Source organism: Paenibacillus curdlanolyticus YK9 (assembly GCF_000179615.1).
GTDB classification, from domain to species: domain Bacteria; phylum Bacillota; class Bacilli; order Paenibacillales; family Paenibacillaceae; genus Paenibacillus_T; species Paenibacillus_T curdlanolyticus.
Window position 1 is genome coordinate 230,565 of record NZ_AEDD01000003.1, and the last position, 23,277, is coordinate 253,841.

Consider the following 23,277-nt stretch of genomic DNA (forward strand, 5'->3'; position numbering starts at 1 on the left):
AGAAGCGTTTAAGTTAATAAAATTGGATTCGTAGTCCCCGTTAAAAAGCTCGTTGAAGTCAGCTGCAGGGTTATTCGAATCGCTAAATCCAAATTTACATTTTGTTAGTTTAAATGTCAACATAATATATAACAAAATAACAAATATGATAACAAGATCTTTCATTGCCCATATTCCTTTTCACTTTTATTCATGTGGGTAACTAGTACTACCCTCCTCCTTAGACCATAGATAACAACCCCCATCCTATGTCAAAAAATATAAGACGAGACCCAATATTATCACGTTTGTTATGATAACAAACCAGTTCGAATCGTTATTATTCTCTGGTTAACAAGGCAAAGGATTACCACTTGAACCTTACGCTACGTAATGTTTTATACTGACCGTAACAGCAGGATGAAACGCGGGTTTACGAACCAACAAATCGAGCAAAATAAATTCGAAATTAGAGGAGAAACGAATATGAGAAAACTCGTTTTATTTCTGCACGCTTCGCTTGACGGTTTTGTAGAAGGGCCGAACGGTGCAATGGACATTGGCTGGGTTGCCTACAATGCGGAATTGGAGAAACACGCGAAGGAGATTTTGAGTACGGCCGATACTGTCGTTTGGGGACGTGGAACTTATCAAATGATGCACAGCTACTGGCCATCTGTGCCTTCGGACCCAGCAGCTTCGCACCATGAACGGGATCATGCGGAGTGGATCGAAAAGACAGCCAAAATCGTTTTTTCAACGACGCTGGAAAAAGTCGAATGGAACAATTCCAGGCTGGTGAAAGAAAATATCGAGGAAGAGATCAAGCATCTCAAACAGCAGTCAGGCAAGGATATCGTCATCCTCGGCAGCCCTAGGCTCGCCCACTACCTTATGCAGCTTGATTTAATCGATGAGTATAAAATGACGGTTTCTCCCGTCCTACTCGGCAGCGGGCTGCCGTTGTTCCAAGGTCTCAAAGAGAAGATCAATCTCAAACTTATCGAAAACAAGACATTTGATTCGGGAGCAATCGGCCTCGTTTACCAGACGGTTAGATGACCTTTTTCTCCTAGCTATAAAAAAACAGAAACTCCTTATCAACTAAGGAGTTTCTGTTTTGATGCGTGTCGCTTCTATCCCCGCTGCCGCAACGCCTCATACAAAATAACCGTCGCCGCCATCGCGACGTTCAGCGATTCCGCGCGCCCGCGAATCGGAATTATAACCGATTGATCGGCAAGCTCCAACACCTCTGGGGACAGCCCGTCGGACTCACTGCCCATCAACAGCCAAGTCGCACTCGTCCAATCGCAGTCATAGCAGCTAACAGCAGACTGCAAGCTCGTTGCCGCCAAACGAATCCCGCGTTCCTGCGCCTTCGGCAGCAGCTCTAGAAGATCCGCCTCAATGACTGGCAAATGGAAGAGCGAGCCCATTGTCGAACGAACCGTCTTCGGGTTGTATAGATCGACGCAACCGCGTCCAAGAACAACCGCATCAGCACCGACTGCATCCGCGCTTCTAATAATCGTGCCGACATTGCCTGGATCACGCACGCCATCCAATACGACAACGAGCGACTGCTCGCGGAATAATGCGGTTTCCTCCACGACGGGCTTCGCAACAACCGCGAATACGGGAGGCGGTGAATCCGTGCCCGTGCATTTCGCCATGACTACCGTCGAAGCGCTAACAAGCAGCTCTGGAAACGCGATTAGCGCAGGAAGCTGCTGCAGCTCAAGCGGCAAGCCCCGCTCCCCGTCGTATACGATCGTTTCTACTTGGGCGCCGCATTCGAGCGCTTCCTTCACAAGATGAATGCCTTCCACCAGAAACTGCCCGCTGCGGTCGCGGTGTTTTTTGTCAAGCAGAGACGCCCACCCTTTGGCGCGAGCGTTTTGTACTGAAGTGACTTCCAAATCCGACAACGTTTATCCGTCCTTTTAACCGTTTTTAGTTTTCGGCGAATGCAAGCTCGAACGCAGCCAAATCCTCGTTTTTGCCTACGATAACGAGCACATCTTCCCTACCGATCCGATCATCTGCGTATGGCGAGATATTCATCTGTCCATTCGTTTTGATCGCCATGACATTACATCGATACTTTGCGCGGACATCAAGCTGCTTTAAGGTTTGTCCGACCATTTGCTCCGGTGCTTTTATTTCAAGAATGCTATAATCATCCGACAGCTCGATAAAATCGACGATATTCGGCGAGATCAAATGATGCGCGACCCGCATGCCCATATCGCGCTCAGGGTATACGACTTTGTCCGCTCCGATTTTTTTCAATACTTTGCCGTGGAGCTCGCTTTGCGCTTTGACGATAATTTTGGGCACGCCGAGATCTTTCAAAATAAGCGTAGTCAAAATGCTCGCTTGAATGTCCTGGCCAATCGCCACGACGACCACGTCAAAATTGCGAATGCCCAGCGCTCGAACCGCCTCTTCATCCGTACAATCCGCGGAAACCGCGTGGGTCACGACATTGCACGCCTCCTGTATACGCTGCTCGCTGGCATCGATGGCTAGAACATCGTATCCGAGCTTCGTCAGTGTTTGGGCTACGCTTGAACCAAAGCGCCCCATTCCGATCACGGCATATTGCTTCTTGGTCATGGCTGTTCCCCCTAGTACGCTGGTACGTGAAATTGACTTGACCGTATTATACCACAAGCTTCCCCTTCGATGCCCCGCTGCCACTAGTCCCCTCGCGTGAAAAAGCACGAAACTGCGCATATTAATTGACGCAACTAATGGAATGGAGGAATGCAGCTTGAATACGATCGATTTGCGGCAAGCGATCATCACCCGGGTGAAAGATAAGTCGAATGAAGAACTGACCGACATCATTCAAGACTCCATCGGAAGCGACGAGCGGGCATTGCCAGGCCTTGGCGTGCTGTTCGAAATGATTTGGCAGGATAGCTCGGCAAGCGATCAATCGCGTATGGTCAACTCCTTGCATCAGCACCTGCACACCGACAGTGGAGCTCCGGAATCCGGCTTAGGCCACTCTTAAACGTGTAAACGAAACGAATGATAGGGCTACTCGCCCATGCCAAATACCTATTCTCCGCATAGGCTGTTATCATCGATAATGGCCACCGAGAAGGGGTTCGGCATAATGGCACAACAAGTGGAAATACCCGACAATTTGTCTGCGGACGATATTGCCTTATGGGCAGCTGTAGCAACGATCGTCGGCGACATTCTCGCTCTGGTTGCTTTGCTTAAGGCACGCAATGAGAAGGAAGAGCCGCCGCCGCCTGTCTCACGCAAACGACAATCGGAAAGACGAACGGGAGGATAAACCATTCGAAAATGGTCATCCTCCCGTTCTTTTTCAATTTAATCAAGCGTAGGCATTGGCTCCGGACGGTTGCATTCGCTTTTCATCGTATAATGCTGACCTTCGCTGGATGCAATGTGGAAGCCGTGCATCGCTTCCAGCACATGGTAAGCCATCTTGCCTTCGGCGCGATGCGGGCGATCCTCAGCGATTGCTTTCGCCATATCGATAACGCCGATTCCGCGGTTATTATCCGTGAAGCCATGCGTCAATGGAATGCTGGTCCATTCGGATGAGCCCGCTTTTCGCAACTGAACCTCGCCCCCGAAGCCGTTCGGATCCGGAACGCGAAGCGAGCCCGCCGTACCATAAATTTCGATGTTCGGCAACTTAGTGTCCGCAGCGATATCGAAGCTGGTAACGAGCGTAGCTACCGCGCCAGAAGCAAAATCCAGAACGCCCGCGATATGCGTCGGCGTCTCCACGGCAATCTTTTGCCCATGTTTCGGCTGGCTCGTAATGGTTCGTTCGGGATGGGTAATTACAGCTGAGCCTGTTACACGGCGGATCGGTCCGAGCAAGGTAACCAACGCGGTCAAATAATACGGGCCCATATCGAACATCGGGCCGCCGCCCACCTGATAATAGAAGGCCGGATCGGGATGCCAATTTTCGTGGCCGCGGGACATCATGAAGCCGGAAGCTGCGACTGGCTGGCCGATTGCGCCTTCATCAATGATCTTACGGCAAGTTTGAATGCCTCCTCCGAGGAACGTCTCCGGAGCGCAAGCAACGCGAAGCCCGCGCGCTGCGGCAGCCGCCAATACGTGAACGCCTTCCTCCATCGTAACGGCAAGCGGCTTCTCGCCGTACACATGCTTGCCCGCCTCCAATGCTCGAAGGCTAATCTCGGCATGCGCCTGCGGGATTGTCAGGTTCACGACAATGTCGATGCTCGGATCCGCCAGAAGCTCCTCAACCGAGCATGCTTTGCTGACGCCATGCTGCGCTGCCCGTTCCTTTGCCCGCTCCAGATCCGCATCCGCGCATGCCGCTACTTCAACATCCTCCGAACGGCATAAATTCGTCAAATAAATATTGCTAATATTACCGCATCCAATAATGCCGATCCGTGCTTTTGCCATGCTCATGATCCTCCTAAGCTTCCCATAATGGATTCGTTCTTATCCGCGCGCTGCCCACAAAAATCCGCGTCGCATCAGCTCAAGCGTCTGCGGCATCGCCACGATGTCCGCTTGATGGCCTAAAGAGCAGTAATAGACGTTGCCTTCTCCCCAATTTTTCGTCCATACGACCGGCATCTTCACAGCGCCAAAATCCGTCGTCGCGTGCACTTTAATCGCCGGGTCTACATGCATATAATATTGCTCGGAGCATACTTCAAAATCGCCGATTCCTTCCGTAAGCGGGTCGCCCGGAATCGTCATGTTCACCATATAATTCACGCCGTCATTGCCCGGATGCGCCACCCATTGGCCGCCCACCATGTGCTGAAACTCGACCTCGTTGCGGAAGGAATCGCCCATGCCGCCATGGCAGCCAGCGATGCCGCAGCCTGCTTCAACGGCGCGAAGCACCGGATCAAGCTGGTTTTTCTCAATCTTGCCCATCGTCCAGACCGGCACGATCAGATCGAGCGACTTCACCAGCTCCTCATCCGCGAACGTTTCAAGCGTATCGGATACAATGACTTCGAACTGCTCTTTGCGCAGCACATCCGCGAAAAGATCTGCAACCTGCTGAGGCTGGTGGCCGTCCCAACCGCCCCATACGATTAATGCCTTCTTCATAGCTGAACCCTCTCCTCTGTCCTGAATAGCAAGCCAATCGATCTTACGCCATCTCGGAGATGGATACCCAACGTCGTTCTGCAACGGAACGCTCGACCGCCTCCAACACCTCTTGGCACTTCACGCCATCCACGAAGTTCGGAACTGGCTGGCGGCCTTCCTTAATGGCATCCATAAGCTCAACCACTTCATGCGTGAACGTATGCTCGTAGCCGATCGTATGGCCCGCCGGCCACCAGGCATCCATATAAGCATGAGCCGCATCTGTCGCCAGCACGCGCCGGAAGCCCTGTACATCCTCCGCATCATCTGTGAAATACACCTGCAGCTCGTTCAGCCGCTCGAAGTCGAACTTCACGCTGCCTTTGCTGCCGTTAATTTCGAAGGCATTCGTGCAGCGATGTCCTGTTGCGAACCGTGTAGCTTCAAAGCTGCCTAGCGCGCCATTCGCGAATCGCGTCATGAACAGCGTCGCATCGTCTACGGTTACGTCGCCCAGCGGTGCGTTAAGATCGCCTTTGGCGCTTAATCCCGTCATCGCGGACGGTAGAGGACGCTGCTTAACGAATGTCTCGCTCATGCCGATCACTTCGGCGAATTCGCCAACGAGATGGCGTCCAAGGTCGATCAAATGGGCACCTAAATCGCCATGCGAGCCGGAACCGGCAATCTCCTTCTGCAAACGCCATACGAGCGGGAACGACGGATCGATGATCCAGTCCTGAAGGAACCACGCTCGGAAGTGATAAATTTTGCCCAACCGGCCTTCCTCAATCAGCTTTTTCGCCAGCTTCACAGCCGGAGCGAACCGATAGTTGAATCCGACCATATGCGTAATGCCTGCTTCTTCAGCAGCAGCCAGCATCTCTCTTGAATCCTCAAGCGTCAGCGCAAGCGGCTTCTCGCAGAAAATGTGCTTGCCAGCGGCTGCGGCAGCCAGCGCGATCTCTTTATGCGCGTCGCTCGGCGCGTTAATATCGATCAGATCGATATCATCGCGAGCGACGAGATTCCGCCAGTCCGTCTCTGACGACAGCCATCCGAACTGGCTTCTCGCCTGCTCCAGCCCCTGCGGGTCGCGACCGCAAATCGCTTGCATGACCGGCTTAGCCGTATTCGGGAAAAACATCGGCGTTGCGCGGTATGCGTTGCTATGCGCTTTCCCCATAAATTTGTAGCCAACCATCCCAACTCGCACCTGTTCCATACAACGATCCACTCCTATCAAATGATGGTTCGTTCCAATCCCGCTTGGCCTGCTCATTGGCGCGAACGCGAGGACTCCCTTATGACCAATTGAACAGGGAGAATCGTCGACGCTGCTGATATCTTCGGCTCCCCATCTTGCTGAAGCAGTCTGCGAGCCGCGATTTGCCCCATTTCATGAAAAGGAACGGTTACGCTCGTCAGCTGCGGGCTAGCCATCCTGGCCGCATCTGCATCGTCATAGCCGCATAGCGCATAGTCGCGTCCCGCCTCCAAGCCGCGTTCGCGAAGCCCTTGCATCGCACCGATTGCCATTCGGTCATTCGCAGCGAATATGGCATCTGCATCGCCTGCTCGAATCAATGCTTCAAGCTGATCCGTCAAAGCGTAACCGCTTGTCCGGCTATAATTGCCTGCTAGCACAAGCTCCTCGCGCAGCTCTAATCCGCTTTCCGCTAAAACCCGATCATAGCCAGCTCTTCGATCAAGACTATTCGAGTACTGTGCGGGTCCGTTAATGAACACAATCCTCGAACAGCCGATATCGACCAAATGACGCACCGCAGCTCGACTTCCTGACCAGTGATCGGCATCGACCGTCATGAACGGCGGCTCATTGCCCCGTGCAGCGTAACGCTGGTTCAACACGCAGAACGGGTGGCCGCTGCGCTCAAGCTCCTCCAACGCCCCTCGGTCAAGCGCTGTATCTCTAGCACCGAGTATAATCAGGGCATCTACCTTATGCGCTTGGAAAAGCGCCGTATAATCGCGAGGCTGCTCAGGCTTGCGGAACAACATGAGCAGATCATACCCCTGCGCTTGCGCTTCTTCGCCAATTCCGCCAAGCATCTCGGAAAAATAATAAGTCGAGAACAGCGGAACTTTCGGCACATACGGCAGGACAACGCCTAGATTACCGCTCTTCTTCCTTGCGAACCGCTGCGCTAACGCGCTTGGCACATAACCAAGCTCAGCGGCAGCCGCCAGCACGCGCTGCTTCGTCTCCTCCTTCACGGGTCCAACGCCATTCAGCACGCGAGATACCGTCGCCTCTGAAACCCCCGCCAGCTTAGCTACTTGTTGTCTCAATTTATTCGTCTCCCTTGATGGGCATTCGTTTAATGTACACGCGTACATTTTGTCACGAGAACGGTTTCATGTCAACCCCTCGCATCGCCATAAACACAAAAACAGCGAGCTCCCCTACTCATGGATAAGGGAAAGCTCGCTGTTTTCTGTTATTTCAAACGGACTCAACCGCGCTTAGGGCGCCGTCTCCAAAAACTTTGCGGTCGGATTTTTTTCCATCGCTGTGCGCATCGCATATTCATTTTCGAATAAGACGACATAATTGTCCTTCTTGTCTTTCACGAGCGTCGAGTTAATGCGGAACTTGGACGGATCGATCTTGTCGTCGACAATCCAGCGAGCGAACTGATACGTCTGCCGATGCAGCTGAATTTCTACGCCGTACTCTGCACGCATCCGATACTCGAACACCTCGAACTGCAGCTGTCCGACTACCCCAAGAATCGTCTCTTCAAAGCTGGTCGTCCGGAACACCTGAATGGTGCCTTCCTCCGTCAGCTGATCGATCCCCTTCTGATACTGCTTATGCTTGAGCGCGTTCTTAACTGTCACTTTGGCGAAAATTTCCGGCGAGAACGTCGGCAGCTCGTTGAATTCGAGGCTTCCGCCTTGCGCCAACGAATCTCCGATGCGGAAAATGCCTGGATCGAACAAACCGATAATATCGCCCGGGTAAGCGGACTCCACGATATCACGGTCCTGTGCAAGAAACTGCTGAGGCTGGGACAGCTTAATATCTTTGCCTGCACGCACATGCTTAACGCTCATTCCCCGGTCGAATCGACCCGAGCAGATGCGAAGGAACGCGATCCGGTCGCGGTGCGCGGGATTCATGTTCGCTTGGATTTTGAACACATAGCCCGTGAACTTCTCATTCGTCGGTTCAATCGTGCCAACCGAGCTTTCACGTGAAGTTGGCTTAGGAGCAAGCTGCAAGAAGTTCTCAAGGAACGTCTGCACGCCGAAGTTGTTGACCGCGCTGCCGAAAAATACAGGAGTCAGCTCGCCTCTGCTCACTTTCTCAAAGTCGAACTGGTCGCCTGCAACGTCAAGCAGCTCTAAATCTGCAATCAGCTGATCGGTCATGTAATCGCCCGCCATCTCGCGAATGATCGGGTCGTTATAGTCCTCTACTTTACGAACTTCAATCGTAGAATGGTCTTTACCGTTGAACAGCTCGACCTGATTCTTCATTCGGTCATACACGCCGCACAGGTCGCGTCCCATGCCGATCGGCCAGTTCATTGGCACCGAGCGAATGCCGAGCACGCGCTCGATCTCTTCCATCAGATCGAACGGGCTTTGACCTTCACGGTCAAGCTTGTTGATGAAGGTGAAGATCGGAATGCCGCGTTTGCTGCATACCTGGAACAGCTTGATCGTTTGCGGCTCGACGCCTTTCGCGACGTCGATGAGCATAACCGCGCTGTCCGCTGCAGTCAGCGTGCGGTACGTATCCTCACTGAAGTCTTGGTGACCAGGCGTGTCCAATATGTTAACGCGATGTCCGTTATAGTCAAATTGCATAACAGAGGACGTAACCGAAATCCCCCGCTGCTTCTCGATTTCCATCCAGTCAGATGTCGCGTGGCGGCTAGCTTTACGCGCTTTAACCGAGCCAGCCTCGCGGATGGCGCCGCCGAACAGCAGCAGCTTCTCGGTCAGCGTTGTTTTCCCGGCATCCGGGTGAGAAATAATAGCGAACGTACGCCGCTTGTCAACCTCTTTTTGAATTTCGTCCCTTAGAGATACGCTCATAACTACGTCCTTTCGTTTTCCCTGTTAGTTTCCGTAGGGGTAACGCTCTATTGCTGACCGAAGCTGCCGCGTTACACGCCGCCGATCAATATAGCCCGAGCCGGAGCAGCCTCGAGCCCTGTAAGCTTCAATGGCGCGACGACAAGAAAATACGTGCCCGGCGGCACATTTTTCAATCGCAGTCCTTCTACGATAATAATATTGTTGCGGAACAGCTGGCGATGGGTCGGGTATTCACGCTGAGAGCGTTCAATCCCAAGGCCGTCGACCCCAACTCCCCAAATGCCTAGCTCGACCAAATATCGGGCCGCTTCCTCGTTCACATAAACAAAACCGGTATCGAAGGTATTGCTTTCGTTAAACGAATTTCGTGTCTTTAATAAAATCCATTCGCCCTTCTGAATGCCAAATTTCTCAAGATCAGCTTTCGTAATGGAATCCTCGACCGCAGTCAGATCCAATACACGCGCATGCCCTACGAGCTCCTCTAAGCCAATCGACTCGATCGTAGCGCCATCCTCCAACATATGCAGCGGCGCATCCACATGCGTACCGCAGTGTACGCCGAGCGTCATCTTCGAATCATAAACTTCGCCCGTCTCATAGTTGGATACGTTCTCGAAGACTGGCCGATTGTTGTCCGCGTTGTTCCACACCTGCATATCCTGCTGAATGGTCATCGAAATATCGTAGATTTTGAACATACAGTCTCCCTTTCGGCCGTCTTGCTTTCACATATATGGCTTCCTCTAGTCTCGACAGCGCATGTTGTTCTGAAAACAGTCCGAAGGCCGGCCGACAAAATGATCCTGTCGACCGGCCAAAATTCAACCTATAATAATCAAATGATTACGGAATGAGAAGCCCTGCATTGCGTGTTACTTACGGCTGCCCGAAATCCAAACCACGTTGTCTTCCTCTTGTCCGTTAACCGGCCACCAGTGGAAGCCATCCTCTTCGATGATGCGATCCATAGGTTCTGGTCCCCATGAGCCAGCTGGGTAGAAAGCAAGATCGCTGTCGCTTTCTTTCCATGCTTTTGCAATCGGGTCGACGAACGTCCAAGCTTGTGCAACTTCGTCCCAACGCGTGAAACGAGTGGAATCGCCGCGAGCAGCATCATAGATGAGGCGCTCATAAGCTTCTGGCGTGTTGATGCCGACTTGGCAAGACTGGCAGAATTCCATAGCTACCGGTTGGATCTCGCGATCCGAGCCAGGACGCTTCGCGTTGAATTTGATGTACATGCCTTCCATCGGGTTAACGCGGATGACGAGCAGGTTAGGACCTACGTCTTCGCGCGAGCCGAACAGAACGTTTTCAGGCACATTTTTAAATTCAATGACGACTTCCGTCGTTTTTACCGGCATGCGTTTGCCTGTCCGGATATAGAACGGTACGCCAGCCCAGCGGAAGTTATCCACGTATACGCGTGCGCCGAAGTACGTTTCCGTAACAGACTCAGGGTTAACGGAGTCCTCTTGGCGGTAACCTGGCAGCGATTTCGTGCTTGCAGCTCCTTCCGAGTATTGCGCGCGTACAACGCTAGCGCGAACTTCTTCGCTCGATCTGTAAGGGCGAAGCGAACGAAGGACTTTGACCTTCTCATCGCGGATGTCTTCCGGTTGAAGGCGGCTAGGCGGCTCCATCGCAATCATCGTCAGCATTTGCAGCATGTGGTTTTGCATCATGTCGCGAAGCGCGCCTGATTTATCATAATAGCCGCCGCGGTCCTCAACGCCAACCGTTTCCGACAGCGTGATTTGCACGTTAGCGATATGTTTGTTGTTCCACAGCGGCTCGAAGAATGCATTCGCGAAACGAACTACCTCGATGTTTTGAACCATTTCTTTGCCGAGGTAATGGTCGATGCGATAGATTTCTTCTTCCTTGAACACTTGACTAAGCTGCGCGTTCAGCTTGCGAGCCGATTCCAGATCGTAGCCGAATGGCTTCTCGATCACGAGGCGTTTCCAGCCATCGGAGCCGAGCAGACCGCCATCGCGGAGGTTGAAAGAAACCGGTCCAAACAGATCAGGCGCAAGCGCCAAGTAGAACAGACGGTTGCCTGCGATGTCGAATTTCTTGTCCAATTCGCTGGACAATTGGTTCAGTTCACGGAATCCGTCGACGTTGTTAATATCAAGCGGCATGTAGACGAAGTGCTCTGCAAATTTATTCCAAAGCGCCGTGTCATCTGCCTTGTAACGACAAAACTCTACGATCGACTCATAAACGTCCGAACGGAATTGGTCATTCGTCCGCGGACGGCGAGCAAGGCCGACAACGGCGAAGTTTTCCGCCAGTTTGCCTTCCTTATATAAGCTAAACAACGCTGGGAACAGCTTGCGTTTTGCAAGGTCGCCAGTCGCACCAAACAAGTAGTATACCGCGCCTTCGGCGGCTTGTTGCTCAAAATTTACAGTGGTTGTCGTCATGGTCCTCATTCTTCCCTTTGGTTTTTTTCTCTATTCTCAACACCTATCACGTACTTGTAGTGTAGCATATTCAGGGGTAATTCGCCATTCGACGCCTCATAAAAAAAACTGATGGTCCCCCTAAGGAAAGGTAATCATTCCCCTAGCCCGTCTACTCTGATTGCGCATAATCTCCCGTAATGATCGGCACGCCTACGATCCAATCGATCGTCTGAGCTGCATCATTCTGATGCCTGGACAGCTGTAAATTCGCTTTTTTGTCCTTGGTTAGTACGGTGGCCGCTAGGTATGGCGATCGCCACGTTTCGCTAATTGTTCGCCCTGTATCATCAATATAGGATTCGATAAGCTTAGCTTTTGCCTGCTCCGTAAGCGCTACAAACTGCGCCTTCAGCAGTTCGTTCTCATCTGATACTCGCATCGTATTCATTGGAACTGAACCTGCTACCCGAAAACTATACATAAACGCCCGCCCTGTTTCATGCAGCGCATTCTCGACACGCTGTGCAGCGTCAGCAAGTCCCTCTTGCGTCATTCCAGCCTCGGGCTTAACGACCAATATTGCGCCGTTAAACCGGCTCTTATCCGGATCAACCGTCATCGACACTGTAACGCTTCTCCCATGGGCAGACGGAATATCATCATCCACTAGCATCGTGCCGTCAAAAGCAACCAGTCCCGATTGCTCCTCCTCTTGCTCGCCATGTCTCAACTTTTGAAGTCCTAGCAAACTCGCCACACGCAAGGCTTGTCCATCATCCAACTGCTCAACGTCGTATCGGATATTCCACCGCCGTTGATCGATTTCCGCAGAATCTTCGCCATTATCTTGTTGAGAAGCAAAGACGGCTGTCAGTCCCCAAATATAAACAAGGTCATGAACGGCAGAGCCTTTATCATGCGCCTCGAAGGGCCGCTGTGCCGTAATCACGATCGCTCCTGCAAGGAGCGCGGCAGCGGCCAACAGGATTGGAACCAGCTTAGGCTTTCGCGGGGTTCTCCTGCTAGTGCCAGCGCCCCTTCGCTGGTGCGAATGCGTCACGGATTCGTTCACAGCCTTCAACCCCTTTTTCCCGATATTTGACCCGAATCTCTGGGTTATTGACCATGCACAGTTGCCTGCGCCTGCATAATATGGGCTTAGAAACGAGGAGGTGCGTCACGAATGGAACCGATATTTCCTTTACATGAAGATCATGTGTCGCGTTTTTGCGGTTTACCGGTGTGTATCGTCACGAAGGATGGCAAACGCCATGTCGGCGTTCTCTCGAACTGCCGCGGAGGCCGCGTCATGTTAAACGGCGATCCGAGCCATCACTCCGGCCCGAATGCTTATCTGGATCATCATGATTCTTCCGAGCTGGCCAAAAACAAAAAAGGAAAACAGCATAAGAAAAACAAAAAAGCATACGCGCAAGAGGAGCAGCAGCAAGTTCAAACGAAGGACTACGGCTACGACGATTACGGATACGGCGGCGGCTACGGCTACAATCCTTGGGGAACAGCGTTTGCAATCGATCTCTCGCTCATAGCGTTCCTGTTTTTGCTGCTGTAATGACGGCTTGCTCGATCGGTCGTTTGCCAGCGCAGCGCGGGCCTGACAGAATCAACGATTTCGTTTGCGCTGGCCGACACCAATCGCCACCTTCTGCGGGATATTTCCTGTATTGTATTCGCGAGGAGGCGATATAGATGTGGATTTCACCGCCGCAACGCTCGGATAAAACCCGTCCCGTTCAACCTGTACAGCGTTCCCGCAAGTATGTCGATTACCCGCTCCGTGACGAGCACGATCCGCAAGCTTTGACGAACCTCAATGAGAGCCGCCAACGAGAAGCAGCGGATGATGCGGCACAGGCCATTACAGCCCTCATGCAACGTCTGGCAAAGCTTAGGGCATTGATCGACAACGGCGCTCCATTCCACAATCATCACCCGAATGCCGCCGGGTTCCTTGCAGCTTTTAGAGTAAGCTATAACGATTGCTTGCTCGCTTTCGACGAGCATGAAGCGCTGCTTGCAGCTTGGCGGCTCGTCCTCTTGAAACCGATGACGGCCTTCATCGAGCAGAATCCGCTTAGTCTTATTTTGGAAGGATCCCCCGCTCAGTTAACGTTCGACTCCGCTTGGACCAAGCATACTCGATCCCGTTCGCAAATGCAGTCGAACCTTGTACGTCTCCTGTTCGAGCCTGATGGCGCCGCTGTCGCAATACGCGATGTAATCACTCGTATCATGCGTTCGCCTGCCGCCTCGCTTATTGAAACGAGCAAATTGCGTCACATCTTCGATCCTGTGGCCTATACCTATACACCCTATAGCCGACCGAGGCGTAATACCGGGCTGCTGTTACAATGGCAAGGGTAAGCTTCCCATTAGGACGGCAACAATAACACATCCACCAATTGGCCCGCTGGCGCGCCTTTAGAGCCGGAAGGAATCAGGACAAGCCCTTCTGCAGCAGGAATGGACGCCATCATGCTCGACTTTACAAAGCCAAGCGGTTCGGCGAATCGGCGGCCTTCCCGCTCCAACAACCTCGCTCTTACATAACGATCATGCGGACTCCCCTTCTCAAAGCCTGCCACCAATTCCGCCTGCACAACGGTTGGCAGCGCATGGCTTGCGCCTTGCAATGCCAGCATCGCAGGGCGGACAAACAGCTCAAAGCCGACAAAACATGCGCCCGGATTGCCCGATAATGCAAAAAGGAGCTTTCCTCCAAATCGAGCTGCAGACGTCGGGCTGCCAGGCCGCATCGCTACGCGGTCGAACAATAGCTGATCTTGACCAAGCGCCGCAATGCAATCAAGGCTCGACTCGCGCTTTCCGCCCGTCTCGAAGCTCCGCCGCGACAGCCCGCGCAGCAGCATAGCCATAACGTCATAATCCCCTACCGATACGCCGCCTGTCGTTACGATCATGTCCACTTTGTCCGCTGCTTCCGCCAATGCGCTTCGCACGGCTCCCAGCTCATCCGGCAGCCGCCCCATCAGCACCGCTTCGCCGCCGCTTTGCTCCACCATCGCCGCAAGCATTGCGCTATTGCTATCGCGAATGCGCCCGGGCTCTAACCGTTCATCTACGGCGAGCAACTCGCTTCCCGTAGCGAAAATTCCAACGCGCGGACGAGCAAAAACAGGCACGCTGCTGTAACCGAAAGTACCCAACAGCGCAATATGTCCCGGACGAAGCAGCATGCCCGGCTCCGTCAACGCGGCTCCTGTCTGCAGCTCCTCGCCAGGCTGGGCTATATTCTGGCCCTGCTGAATCGCATGCTTCACCTGCACGCTTATCACAGTCTCACGCGCGCCGCCGCCGTTCGATGCCTTATTCCCTTTCCACAGCCCGCGGCTCGCGCCTGCTTCCGCATCCTCTGTCTGCTCCAGCATAACGACAGCATCCGCCTCAGGCGGAACCATAGCTCCCGTCATAATACGAATAGCTGTACCCGGCAGCACAGCCTTCACTGCCCTATCCCCAGCTGCCACGGAGTCGATCAACCGCAGGGAAACGGGCTTTTCAGCGGTCGCTAATTCCACATCCGCCGAACGGACCGCGAAGCCGTCCACGCCCGACCGCGCAAAAGGCGGCCAATCGCTAGTCGCCGCCAGCCGCTCAGCTGCATAACGGCCCCCGCACCGATACAGCGGGATCACTTGCACCGGCATTTCCGCCTGGTAGGACCGGGCTGTTTCAAGAATAGCCGACTGCGCCACAGTAACCTTTATCGCTTTCCGTCGAAATCGTCCAATACGCTCGCCCTGTTGTTCCTCGCTCTTCGTCGGCATTTTGCTTTCCCCGCTTTCCTTCATCCTCGTATCCCCGCTCCCTCATCCACTTATTGCTATTGTATCAAATGCCGCCTTCTCCCTCCACCGCCGAAGCTTCCACTTTCATGCAGCAGGTCATAATGCTACAATTTGGGGTAGAACAGGAGGATTCTATCGATGCCTGAACCAACTAATGACCCTACCGTGATCCAGATTGTCGGATACAAAAATACCGGCAAGACGACGGTCGTCTGCCGGTTAACGGAGTTACTGAAGCAAGGCGGATATACCGTTGCGACAATGAAGCATGACGCGCACGATTTTGAGATGGACAAAGAAGGAACCGACACTTGGCGCCATCAGCAAGCCGGAGCCGATCTTACGATCATTACGTCTCCGCATCAAACCGCCATATTACAGAAGCGTGAAACGCCGCTAGAGCAATTAATTCAAGCTTGGGGACATGTCGACTTCGTGCTCGTTGAAGGCTTCAAGACAGCTAACTACCCTAAATTCATTCTCGTCAAAAGCGAGCAAGACATCGATTTGGTCCGAACGCTTCACAAGCCGATTGCCATCATCGCCTGGCCGGACATGCTTGACGCTGTGAGCGCTCGACAACAATCGTTCCGCGCTAAGCAGCCTGTCTTTGCGCTCAATGACATCGAACCTATGTATCGGCTGATTCAACAAGCGCACAGCCGAAGGCTAGCGTTAGACTAGGTATCGGCCAGCCCTTGTTTATGCGCATAAATCGCAGCTTGCGTACGATCATCCACGCCTAATTTGGAAAAAATGTTCGTGACATGGAATTTCACCGTCTTGATCCCGATGAACAAGTCGTCTGCAATCTCCTGATTCGATTTCCCTTGCGCAACCAGCTTTAATACATCCATCTCCCGCTCCGTCAGCTGCTCATGCGCTTTAGCCGTCGTCTGCTGAGGCTGACGGAAGCGATTCATCATCTTCGCAGCTACTTGCGATTCCAGCACCGATTGACCGCGCGCTGCTGCCCGAATTGCATCGGCAATCTCGTTAGCACGCGACGTTTTGAGCAAATAGCTAAATGCGCCTGCCTCGATAACCGGATATAGCTTGCTGTCGTCGAGATAGCTTGTAAGGACGATTACTTTGCAATCCGGGAAAAGTTCTAATATTTTTCTCGTCGTCTCGACACCATCCATGCCTTCCATCACGAGATCCATCAGCACAACATCCGGCTTATAAGCTTGCGCGAGTCGGATGCCATCCATCCCGTTGCTTGCTTCGCCTACAACCTCGATCCCATCCTCAGTATCCAATACGGCTGCCAGCCCAATTCTCACCATCTCATGGTCATCAACCAACAGCACCTTGATCGACTGCCCAACGTCCATCTGTTCTCTTTGCTCCAACGATTCCATCTCTCTTCCTCTCCTTATTCCACCGTTCTTGCCGGAATCCAAATATCGATTGTCGTGCCCCCGCCTAAGCTGCTCTCGATCTCGAGCGAGCCGCCCATCTCATGGACACGTTCCTCCATTGTCAACAACCCGTAAGAGGAATGCTTGCGTTCCTCGACCTCGAAGCCGACGCCATCATCGATGAAGGTCAGCCTAACTTGCCTTCCGAATCCCGCTAGCCGAATCGTCATCGCCTGTGCCTTGGAGTGTCGTAACGTATTCGAGATCGCTTCCTGCGCAATGCGGAACAAATGATCCTCCGATTGCGTATCCAGCGTCATCTCGCCTTCAACAACAAAATTTATCGCCATCGCAGTCTTCTGCTGCAGCTCTCCAACGAGCACCTGCAAGGCTTCGCCTAGGTTTTTGCCATCCAGATGTACGGGGCGCAAATGCAGCAGCAGCGCGCGCATCTCCGATTGAGCTACGGCTGCCATTTCCTCAATCAGCTCCACTTGCCGCTTCGCCCGCTCCCAGTCCTTCTCGATCGTACGGCCAACAGCCGTAGCCGTCATCGAAATCGCGAACAACTGCTGGCTCACAGCGTCGTGGAGCTCGCGGGCAAGCCGTTGGCGCTCTTCAATAACCGCGGAAAACTTTACTTTCTCTTCCCAAACCTCGTCCTCTTCATCGCTGCCAGACACGCGCTCGCCATCCTCGACTCTGTCGAAGGTCACGTTGGTCGGACGCCGCCGCTGCCGATCGGCCAATCGCTGCAGCGCCTCCTTCAGCCGAATGCCCTGCCAGTAGCTATTCAGCGCTGCTGCTGCAAGGGCCGCGGCGATAACCGCAAGGGCAACAATCGCCGCGCGGCCTTGCAATGCAAATACTTCAAGATACCCGATGCCTTGAAGAACAATGAGCAATAGTCCGAATACAATTAAGAGCCAGATGACCGTCTCGGCGATTTGGCTTTTTCTATTGCGCGACTTCGCTGCGTCATCCTGCTTCTTTTCGGACATGATCATATGCTCCTTTAGTAATTACTCTTATCATAGCCGACACTTCCTAATGTTAACAAGGAGAAGAGCGGTACCGCTTCACGCGGTCCGCCCTCTTGCCTTATGTTCTCTTAAAGCTTACTCTGCTGCGCTGTTGCTCATTTTGCTTTTCAACGCTTCGAGTTGAGCATCAACCTTCATTTTCTTCTCCAGATCGACTGTCGTACCGACAGGCGCGCTGCTGAAGGCGTAAGGCGTACGGAGCACGTCAGCCTCGGCCTCCAGTTGAATAATCTTCTCTTCCATCCGGTTGAAGCCGCGTGCTGCGCTGCTGCTGTCAATCGATTGATGCGATACGCTCAATTGAGCCATTTGCTTCTTCGCTTTAGCTAACTGCGCACGAGCCGCCAATTCATTACGCTTGTTGCGAAGCTGGTAGAACTCTTCCTTCATGCTGTGCAGCTGCTGCATCAATTCGTCAGCTTGCGCTTTCGCTCCAGCGTGAAGCTCCGTATATTCCGACACCTTCTGCTCGAATACGATTTTCTCTTCCAGCAGCTTGCGGGCTTGGTCCTCGTAACCTGCACGAAGCGCTGCTTCTGCTTTTGGCTCGAGTCCTGCAGCCGTACGTACCGCTTCCTCCAAACGCTGCTTCATGCGGCGTTCGTTCGTCAATTGCTTCGCTACCGTTACCTCCGCTTGACGAATTTCCTCTTCCATGTCGCGCAAATACTGATTCAGCATAATAACCGGATCTTCCACTTTATCCAACAACTCATTAACCGACGCCTTCGTCAAATCCTTCATACGTTTAAAGATACCCATATTTAAAACTCTCCCTTCTCATACTTCGCTAGTTTGGCTTTCAGTTCATCTAATTCCTTGCGGAGCGCTTTACGCTCCAAATCTTCCATCATAGAATCCAGCTGAGACGACGGTTGTGCGCTGCCGTATGGCGGCTGCTGCGGAGGATTCGAATACTGTCCACCCGCTTGATGGCCTTGAGGACCGCCGAATGGCGCGCCATTAAAGCCATTGTTGCCTGGCTGTTGGCCGAAGCCATTGCCATAGTAATTACGGTTGCCTTGACCTGAATTGTTGCCATAACCGCCATATGGATTATAGTTAGGGTTTCCGTAATACGGATCCCTTGGAACAACGAAGGCTGCAAGAATGTAGATCGGAATGACTACCCCGCCTGAGAAAACAGCCAACACGATCATCAAGATCCGAATTAGCGTCGCGTCGACACCCATCCATTCCGCGAGGCCTCCACAGAGACCAAACAGCTTCTTGTCCCGATACGATCGGTACATCTTACTCATGACGAGGACGACCACCCTTCTTTTTCAAGCTTGCGCTTAAGCTGCTCCAGCTCGCGCTCTACTACTGATTGCACTTTCTGTCCTGCTTCTGACAGAAGCTCGCCCCCTATCCGGCGAAGATCGCGCAGACTCTTGGCTTCGAGCTCCATATCATTAATGCGGTCTTCCAAACGGCGGAACATGCTGCTTGGTTCCTGTCCTTGGCCGCCATACCGCGCATTCATGCGCTGCTGGAGTCGCAAGGATTCCATCCGTGCTGCGTAATATTCACGTTTGTCATAAACCGATTGATACTCACTTCTAAGTTCGCGCAGCTGCTCTTCCAGCTCAAGCACGCTCTGGCTTGACTGTTCATGGAGCTCTCGGTATTGTGTTGCGCGTTCTTCGGCTGATTGCTTCTCTTGCAGCGCGATGCGCGCCAGATGCTCTTCGCCTGCTCGAAGCGCCGTCATCGCTTGCTGTTCCCGCTTCTCCATCAACTGCTCGGCTTGCAGCCATTGTACTTTCAAATGCTGCCCATGCTCCGCGTATTGCTGGTAAAGCTTCTCGCATTGAATGATTTCTTCTCGCGTCGACCAGAGAAACTGATCAATGAGTCGAACAGGATCTTCTGCTTTCTCTAATCGTTCGTTTAGCGTCGCGACCGTAATGTCACGAACACGTCGGATAATACTCATCGGTTTCCGCCCTCCTCATACTTTGTATTCTATGACTCTAACGGTTAAGATCTTCTGCCTTTTACTAGTGACACGCCATAAGCGACAAGCGCGATCGCGATGATCAGCATGATCAGCGTATGGAACTTGCCGAGGACCATCAGACCACCAAAGCCGATCAATAGGCCGCCGAAGATTCGATTGCCGTTCCGCCAGCCAACCACCCCAAGACCGACGAGAATGAACGGGAATAGAAGCTTGAGTACCCAGCCAATGCTGAAGCCGATAATCGGGAGCGCAATGACCGCGCCGATCGCGATTAGTACAAGACCTTTTTTGGATTGAATGTTCATATCGTTTAACACCGCCTTTCGTATTTGTCTGCGTTAACCTTATGTCCTTATTCTAGGTGGAATCGCGATTATCCAAAACAGACTCACGGCCGTTTTTCGGACTGGACCTAGGTCGGGGCACTAGCCAACCCATGGACGGAACGCAGCTACGACCACTGTCAGGCTTCATTTGACTCCTTGCTTTGGACAAAAAAATCCCCTTCCGGTGTGGAAGGGGCAATATCGAGTGAGGGGAATTGCAAGACTACATCGTAAGCGGGCTAGCGGTTACTTCTTTTCCGAAATGTACTTATCAAATTGCGCTTGTTTTTCAATCAAAATCTTGTCCACGCCTGCCTTAAGCAATTTGTCCTTATACTCGGGCAGCACTTTATCGACATCGACGGAGCCTGTTTCCAAAGCGGTCTGGTATTGGCGGTCAATATTGACGATCGCACCTACCTCTGCTTTCACTTTCTCGCTATCGAATACAAAGCCAAGCCCCGGGGATACTTTAGGTCCTTCGTTAAACTTGCGGAACTGCTCCCATTTGTCTGGGTCCTCGGAATTCCAAACATAGTTCAAGAACTGGTTGCCAAACATCCACGCTGCGCCTGGCGCATAGTTTTTCGTGTTGTCGGTAGGCGTAATGATCTCACCGTTTTTCGTATAATGCTGGCCTTCAATCCCGAAGTTGATCAGGTTGTTCAGGTATTTATCAGAATGAAGCAGATTAATAAACATCATAGCGCGAGCAGGGTCGCCCGATGTGGTCGAGATTGCAAGCATCGACCCGGAGGTCTCACTTGTCGATACCGTTTTCTCATTCAATTCGATTTGGCCAAGCTTGCCGACCAAGCCGAGCTCTGTTTCCAATTCCTTTGCCTTGCCAGGCTTCAGTGCTGCTGTCATGGCGAATACATTGCCAGCTTTGAGCGCATCCTTGTTCATTGTCGTCGTCGTTGCTGCGTCGCTGTTAATGTAGCCCTTCACGAAGAAGTCGCGCGTCAGCTTCAGCGTATCCACATAACGCTGCGTATCATAGTTCGCTTTAATCGTAGTATCCGTTGCATCCTTAAGCAAAATGCCCGGCACTGACGTATCGCCAAGCGCGTCAAAGTTTCCGAAATAGTGCGCGTCGAAGTTCTCGCCTTTCAACAGATACAGCGGCGTCATCTCCGGCTTCTTAGCCTTCACGGTCGCGAATACAGCATCCAGGTCTTGAATCGACTTCACCTTGCTCATATCGATGCTTAGCTCATCTGCGATATCCTTGCGATAGACGATACCGCCTTGCGCAGCAAGTTCTTTATTGGTTGGGACACCATAATTCACGCCATTGATTTTGGAGCCTTCCAAGAAGACTGGATCAAGCGTTTTTACGATATCTTGCCCATAATCCTTCAATAATGGCCCTAGATCAAGAAACGCGCCCTTGCCGACGTTTACCGCATATTTGGTCCATTGTGCCGTGAAATAAATGTCGACCGGATCGCGCGAAGCGATCATTAGATTCACTTTATCCTCCCAAGCCGTCCAATCAATTGGCTGAAGGTCGATCGTTGCATTGATTTTATCCTTCAAATATTTATTGATCTCGTCCTCGATTTTCGCTTCATCCTGCTGGGTGCCGCCGGGATACACCATTGTAAGTTTGTATTCCTTCAAATCTGACTTGGCAGGCTCTGATTCCTTGTTCGTATCGGTTGCGGTCGTTTCCGTCTTGTCCGTAGTCGAAACCGGCTCTTCTGTTTTGTCCGGCTCGCTATTGCCGCATGCTGACAGGACAAGCGTTGAAGATAACGCAAGCATGAGCAGCATTGACGCACTCTTTGTCGCCTTCATCATTTCAATTGACCTCCCAAAGTCATTTTTTATATGCTACACCGGCGATAACCGGTAACAGCCCCTCTCACACTACCCTTTTACTGCACCGACCGTTAAACCTTTAACGAAGTACTTTTGGAAAAATGGATAAGCGAAAATGATCGGACCGACGCCGATAACTGCCATCGCCATTCGGACGGTTTCGCTCGGGAATTTGGCGGCGCCGCCAATCGTGCTTATAGCGTCGCTGTGGCTCAGCATGAACTGGATGTTCGTTAACGTCTTATACATGAGATACTGCAGGCTGACGTTATCCTCTTTGGTGATGAACACCAAGCTTAGGAACCAATCATTCCAGTAGTTCAAGGTACTGAACAGAGCGACAGTAGCGAGCACCGGCATCGATAACGGCAGGACGATTCGGAAGAAGATGTACAATTCGCCCGCGCCATCGATTTTGGCAGATTCTATAATGGCCCCCGGTATCGTCGTCTGGAAGAAGGTGCGAATGATGAGGACGAAGAAGGCGGATACAAGCAGCGGCAGAATAAGCGCCCAAATACTGTCTTTCAAATGAAGCATTCTTACATACACGAGGTACCAAGGCACAAGTCCGCCGTTGAACAGCATCGTGAAGAAGACGAAGAAGGTGAAAAACTTGCGCTGCGGAAAATCAGGACGACTGATCGGGTACGCATACAGAGCCATCGTAATCAAGCTCAATGCGGTGCCGACTACGGTCACGAACAGCGACACGCCATAGGAGCGCACGATGTTATGCCAATCCTCGAACACGAACTTATAAGCGCTTAGGTCAAAGTGCATCGGAATGAATTTGTACCCGTCCCGAATGACGTCCTGCTCGTTGGAAAGCGACACCATAATAATGAGCAGCAAAGGGAAAATACAAAGTGCGGAATAAAGAAAGAAAACGATTTTGATCGTCCAGTCACCGACTGGATTCAAAGAATTCACTGGCCGCGATGGCGATCTTTCCACTGACGATTCCATGGTGCTACCTCCCAAGAAATAATGCTCCTATCGTCTACCCATTAGAACAATGCGCTGTCCTTATCTACTTTCCGTACAAACCAATTGGATAAAAACACGAGGACAAACCCGACCACTGACTGATATAGCCCCGCTGCGGACGATAACCCTGAGTCGCCCATCGCCAAGAACGTTCGGTAGACGTACGTGTCCACAACGTTCGTAACGGGGAACAGCGGTCCCGATTCTTTGGGAACCTGATAGAACAAACCGAAATCTGCATAGAAGATGCGGCCGATTTGCAGAAGCGTCATGATGATCATGATCGGAATAAGCAGCGGAATGGTAATTTTCAAAATCTGCTGCCATTTGTTCGCCCCGTCAATCGTTGCAGCCTCGTAGTACTCATCATCAA

General features: G+C 52.3%; 26 protein-coding genes. 6 read left to right on the forward strand and 20 right to left on the reverse strand.

Annotation, left to right across the window (positions count from 1 at the left end; all coding sequences use genetic code 11):
• Positions 1-465 precede the first annotated feature (465 nt).
• Entirely contained in the window at positions 466-1,041 is a 576-nt protein-coding gene (locus PAECUDRAFT_RS06855; RefSeq protein WP_006037401.1) for a dihydrofolate reductase family protein, read from the forward strand.
• 74 nt (positions 1,042-1,115) lie between these two features.
• Here PAECUDRAFT_RS06855 and PAECUDRAFT_RS06860 read toward each other — a convergent pair whose 3' ends face one another.
• Together PAECUDRAFT_RS06860 and PAECUDRAFT_RS06865 are read right to left on the reverse strand one after the other, a co-directional pair.
• The gene (locus PAECUDRAFT_RS06860; RefSeq protein WP_006037402.1) at positions 1,116-1,910 is read right to left on the reverse strand and encodes a TrmH family RNA methyltransferase; all 795 of its coding nucleotides are present in this window, start codon (positions 1,908-1,910) and stop codon (positions 1,116-1,118) included.
• Between the two features lie 25 nt (positions 1,911-1,935).
• Complete coding sequence (locus PAECUDRAFT_RS06865; RefSeq protein ID WP_324603660.1) at positions 1,936-2,835, reverse strand: potassium channel family protein; 900 nt, start codon at positions 2,833-2,835, stop codon at positions 1,936-1,938.
• On the opposite strand from PAECUDRAFT_RS06865, the gene sspI reads away from it, so the two are divergent.
• A complete protein-coding gene (gene sspI / locus PAECUDRAFT_RS06870) occupies positions 2,759-3,004 on the forward strand; it encodes a small acid-soluble spore protein SspI (protein ID WP_006037404.1) in 246 nt (81 codons plus the stop codon). The two genes, PAECUDRAFT_RS06865 and sspI, sit on opposite strands and share 77 nt — an antisense overlap.
• 105 nt (positions 3,005-3,109) lie before the next feature.
• Positions 3,110-3,295 carry a hypothetical protein gene (locus tag PAECUDRAFT_RS06875; RefSeq protein WP_040711802.1) on the forward strand — a complete coding sequence of 62 codons (186 nt, stop codon included), beginning with the start codon at positions 3,110-3,112 and terminating at the stop codon, positions 3,293-3,295.
• Positions 3,296-3,333: 38 nt separating this feature from the next.
• Here PAECUDRAFT_RS06875 and PAECUDRAFT_RS06880 read toward each other — a convergent pair whose 3' ends face one another.
• The 8 genes from PAECUDRAFT_RS06880 to PAECUDRAFT_RS06915 all read right to left on the reverse strand — a co-directional run bounded on the left by PAECUDRAFT_RS06880 (position 3,334) and on the right by PAECUDRAFT_RS06915 (position 12,630).
• The gene (locus PAECUDRAFT_RS06880; RefSeq protein ID WP_006037406.1) at positions 3,334-4,419 is read right to left on the reverse strand and encodes a Gfo/Idh/MocA family protein; all 1,086 of its coding nucleotides are present in this window, start codon (positions 4,417-4,419) and stop codon (positions 3,334-3,336) included.
• Between the two features lie 39 nt (positions 4,420-4,458).
• Complete coding sequence (locus PAECUDRAFT_RS06885; protein WP_006037407.1) at positions 4,459-5,085, reverse strand: ThuA domain-containing protein; 627 nt, start codon at positions 5,083-5,085, stop codon at positions 4,459-4,461.
• 43 nt (positions 5,086-5,128) lie between these two features.
• Positions 5,129-6,292: a Gfo/Idh/MocA family protein gene (locus PAECUDRAFT_RS06890; RefSeq protein WP_006037408.1), complete on the reverse strand. Its 1,164-nt coding sequence runs from the start codon at positions 6,290-6,292 to the stop codon at positions 5,129-5,131.
• A 53-nt stretch (positions 6,293-6,345) separates the two neighbouring features.
• Positions 6,346-7,380 (reverse strand): LacI family DNA-binding transcriptional regulator, encoded by a 1,035-nt coding sequence (locus PAECUDRAFT_RS06895; RefSeq protein WP_006037409.1) that lies wholly within the window; start codon positions 7,378-7,380, stop codon positions 6,346-6,348.
• 174 nt (positions 7,381-7,554) lie between these two features.
• Positions 7,555-9,138, reverse strand: a complete 1,584-nt coding sequence (locus PAECUDRAFT_RS06900) for a peptide chain release factor 3 (protein WP_006037410.1) — start codon at positions 9,136-9,138, stop codon at positions 7,555-7,557.
• Between the two features lie 71 nt (positions 9,139-9,209).
• Complete coding sequence (locus tag PAECUDRAFT_RS06905; protein ID WP_006037411.1) at positions 9,210-9,842, reverse strand: cyclase family protein; 633 nt, start codon at positions 9,840-9,842, stop codon at positions 9,210-9,212.
• Positions 9,843-10,016: 174 nt separating this feature from the next.
• Positions 10,017-11,576 (reverse strand): glucose-6-phosphate dehydrogenase, encoded by a 1,560-nt coding sequence (zwf, locus tag PAECUDRAFT_RS06910; RefSeq protein WP_006037412.1) that lies wholly within the window; start codon positions 11,574-11,576, stop codon positions 10,017-10,019.
• 151 nt (positions 11,577-11,727) lie between these two features.
• Positions 11,728-12,630, reverse strand: a complete 903-nt coding sequence (locus PAECUDRAFT_RS06915; RefSeq protein WP_006037413.1) for a YwmB family TATA-box binding protein — start codon at positions 12,628-12,630, stop codon at positions 11,728-11,730.
• 111 nt (positions 12,631-12,741) lie between these two features.
• On the opposite strand from PAECUDRAFT_RS06915, the gene PAECUDRAFT_RS06920 reads away from it, so the two are divergent.
• Together PAECUDRAFT_RS06920 and PAECUDRAFT_RS06925 are read left to right on the forward strand one after the other, a co-directional pair.
• Positions 12,742-13,131 carry a hypothetical protein gene (locus PAECUDRAFT_RS06920; protein WP_006037414.1) on the forward strand — a complete coding sequence of 130 codons (390 nt, stop codon included), beginning with the start codon at positions 12,742-12,744 and terminating at the stop codon, positions 13,129-13,131.
• Between the two features lie 137 nt (positions 13,132-13,268).
• Entirely contained in the window at positions 13,269-13,943 is a 675-nt protein-coding gene (locus PAECUDRAFT_RS06925) for a hypothetical protein (protein WP_006037415.1), read from the forward strand.
• Between the two features lie 8 nt (positions 13,944-13,951).
• Here PAECUDRAFT_RS06925 and PAECUDRAFT_RS06930 read toward each other — a convergent pair whose 3' ends face one another.
• Positions 13,952-15,391 (reverse strand): molybdopterin molybdotransferase MoeA, encoded by a 1,440-nt coding sequence (locus PAECUDRAFT_RS06930; RefSeq protein WP_006037416.1) that lies wholly within the window; start codon positions 15,389-15,391, stop codon positions 13,952-13,954.
• A 135-nt stretch (positions 15,392-15,526) separates the two neighbouring features.
• On the opposite strand from PAECUDRAFT_RS06930, the gene mobB reads away from it, so the two are divergent.
• A complete protein-coding gene (gene mobB / locus PAECUDRAFT_RS06935; protein WP_006037417.1) occupies positions 15,527-16,072 on the forward strand; it encodes a molybdopterin-guanine dinucleotide biosynthesis protein B in 546 nt (181 codons plus the stop codon).
• Here the strand turns inward: mobB and PAECUDRAFT_RS06940 are convergent.
• The 9 genes from PAECUDRAFT_RS06940 to PAECUDRAFT_RS26780 form a co-directional block, all read right to left on the reverse strand.
• Positions 16,069-16,752: a response regulator gene (locus PAECUDRAFT_RS06940; protein WP_006037418.1), complete on the reverse strand. Its 684-nt coding sequence runs from the start codon at positions 16,750-16,752 to the stop codon at positions 16,069-16,071. The two genes, mobB and PAECUDRAFT_RS06940, sit on opposite strands and share 4 nt — an antisense overlap.
• Positions 16,753-16,766: 14 nt before the next feature.
• On the reverse strand, positions 16,767-17,753 hold the full coding sequence (locus tag PAECUDRAFT_RS06945) for a sensor histidine kinase (RefSeq protein ID WP_006037419.1): 987 nt from the start codon (positions 17,751-17,753) through the stop codon (positions 16,767-16,769).
• Between the two features lie 117 nt (positions 17,754-17,870).
• Positions 17,871-18,557, reverse strand: a complete 687-nt coding sequence (locus tag PAECUDRAFT_RS06950; RefSeq protein ID WP_006037420.1) for a PspA/IM30 family protein — start codon at positions 18,555-18,557, stop codon at positions 17,871-17,873.
• A gap of 2 nt (positions 18,558-18,559) precedes the next feature.
• Positions 18,560-19,057 carry a PspC domain-containing protein gene (locus PAECUDRAFT_RS06955; RefSeq protein ID WP_006037421.1) on the reverse strand — a complete coding sequence of 166 codons (498 nt, stop codon included), beginning with the start codon at positions 19,055-19,057 and terminating at the stop codon, positions 18,560-18,562.
• Positions 19,054-19,734, reverse strand: coding sequence for a PspA/IM30 family protein (locus tag PAECUDRAFT_RS06960; protein WP_006037422.1), 681 nt, complete (start codon positions 19,732-19,734; stop codon positions 19,054-19,056). Before PAECUDRAFT_RS06960 ends, PAECUDRAFT_RS06955 begins: the two co-directional genes overlap by 4 nt.
• 44 nt (positions 19,735-19,778) lie before the next feature.
• Entirely contained in the window at positions 19,779-20,066 is a 288-nt protein-coding gene (locus PAECUDRAFT_RS06965) for a LiaF transmembrane domain-containing protein (RefSeq protein ID WP_006037423.1), read from the reverse strand.
• 267 nt (positions 20,067-20,333) lie between these two features.
• The gene (locus PAECUDRAFT_RS06970) at positions 20,334-21,893 is read right to left on the reverse strand and encodes an ABC transporter substrate-binding protein (RefSeq protein WP_006037424.1); all 1,560 of its coding nucleotides are present in this window, start codon (positions 21,891-21,893) and stop codon (positions 20,334-20,336) included.
• A 69-nt stretch (positions 21,894-21,962) separates the two neighbouring features.
• A complete protein-coding gene (locus PAECUDRAFT_RS06975) occupies positions 21,963-22,883 on the reverse strand; it encodes a carbohydrate ABC transporter permease (RefSeq protein WP_006037425.1) in 921 nt (306 codons plus the stop codon).
• 41 nt (positions 22,884-22,924) lie between these two features.
• Positions 22,925-23,277 (reverse strand): ABC transporter permease subunit (locus tag PAECUDRAFT_RS26780; RefSeq protein WP_040711805.1); only part of this gene is annotated, 353 nt, incomplete at its 5' end.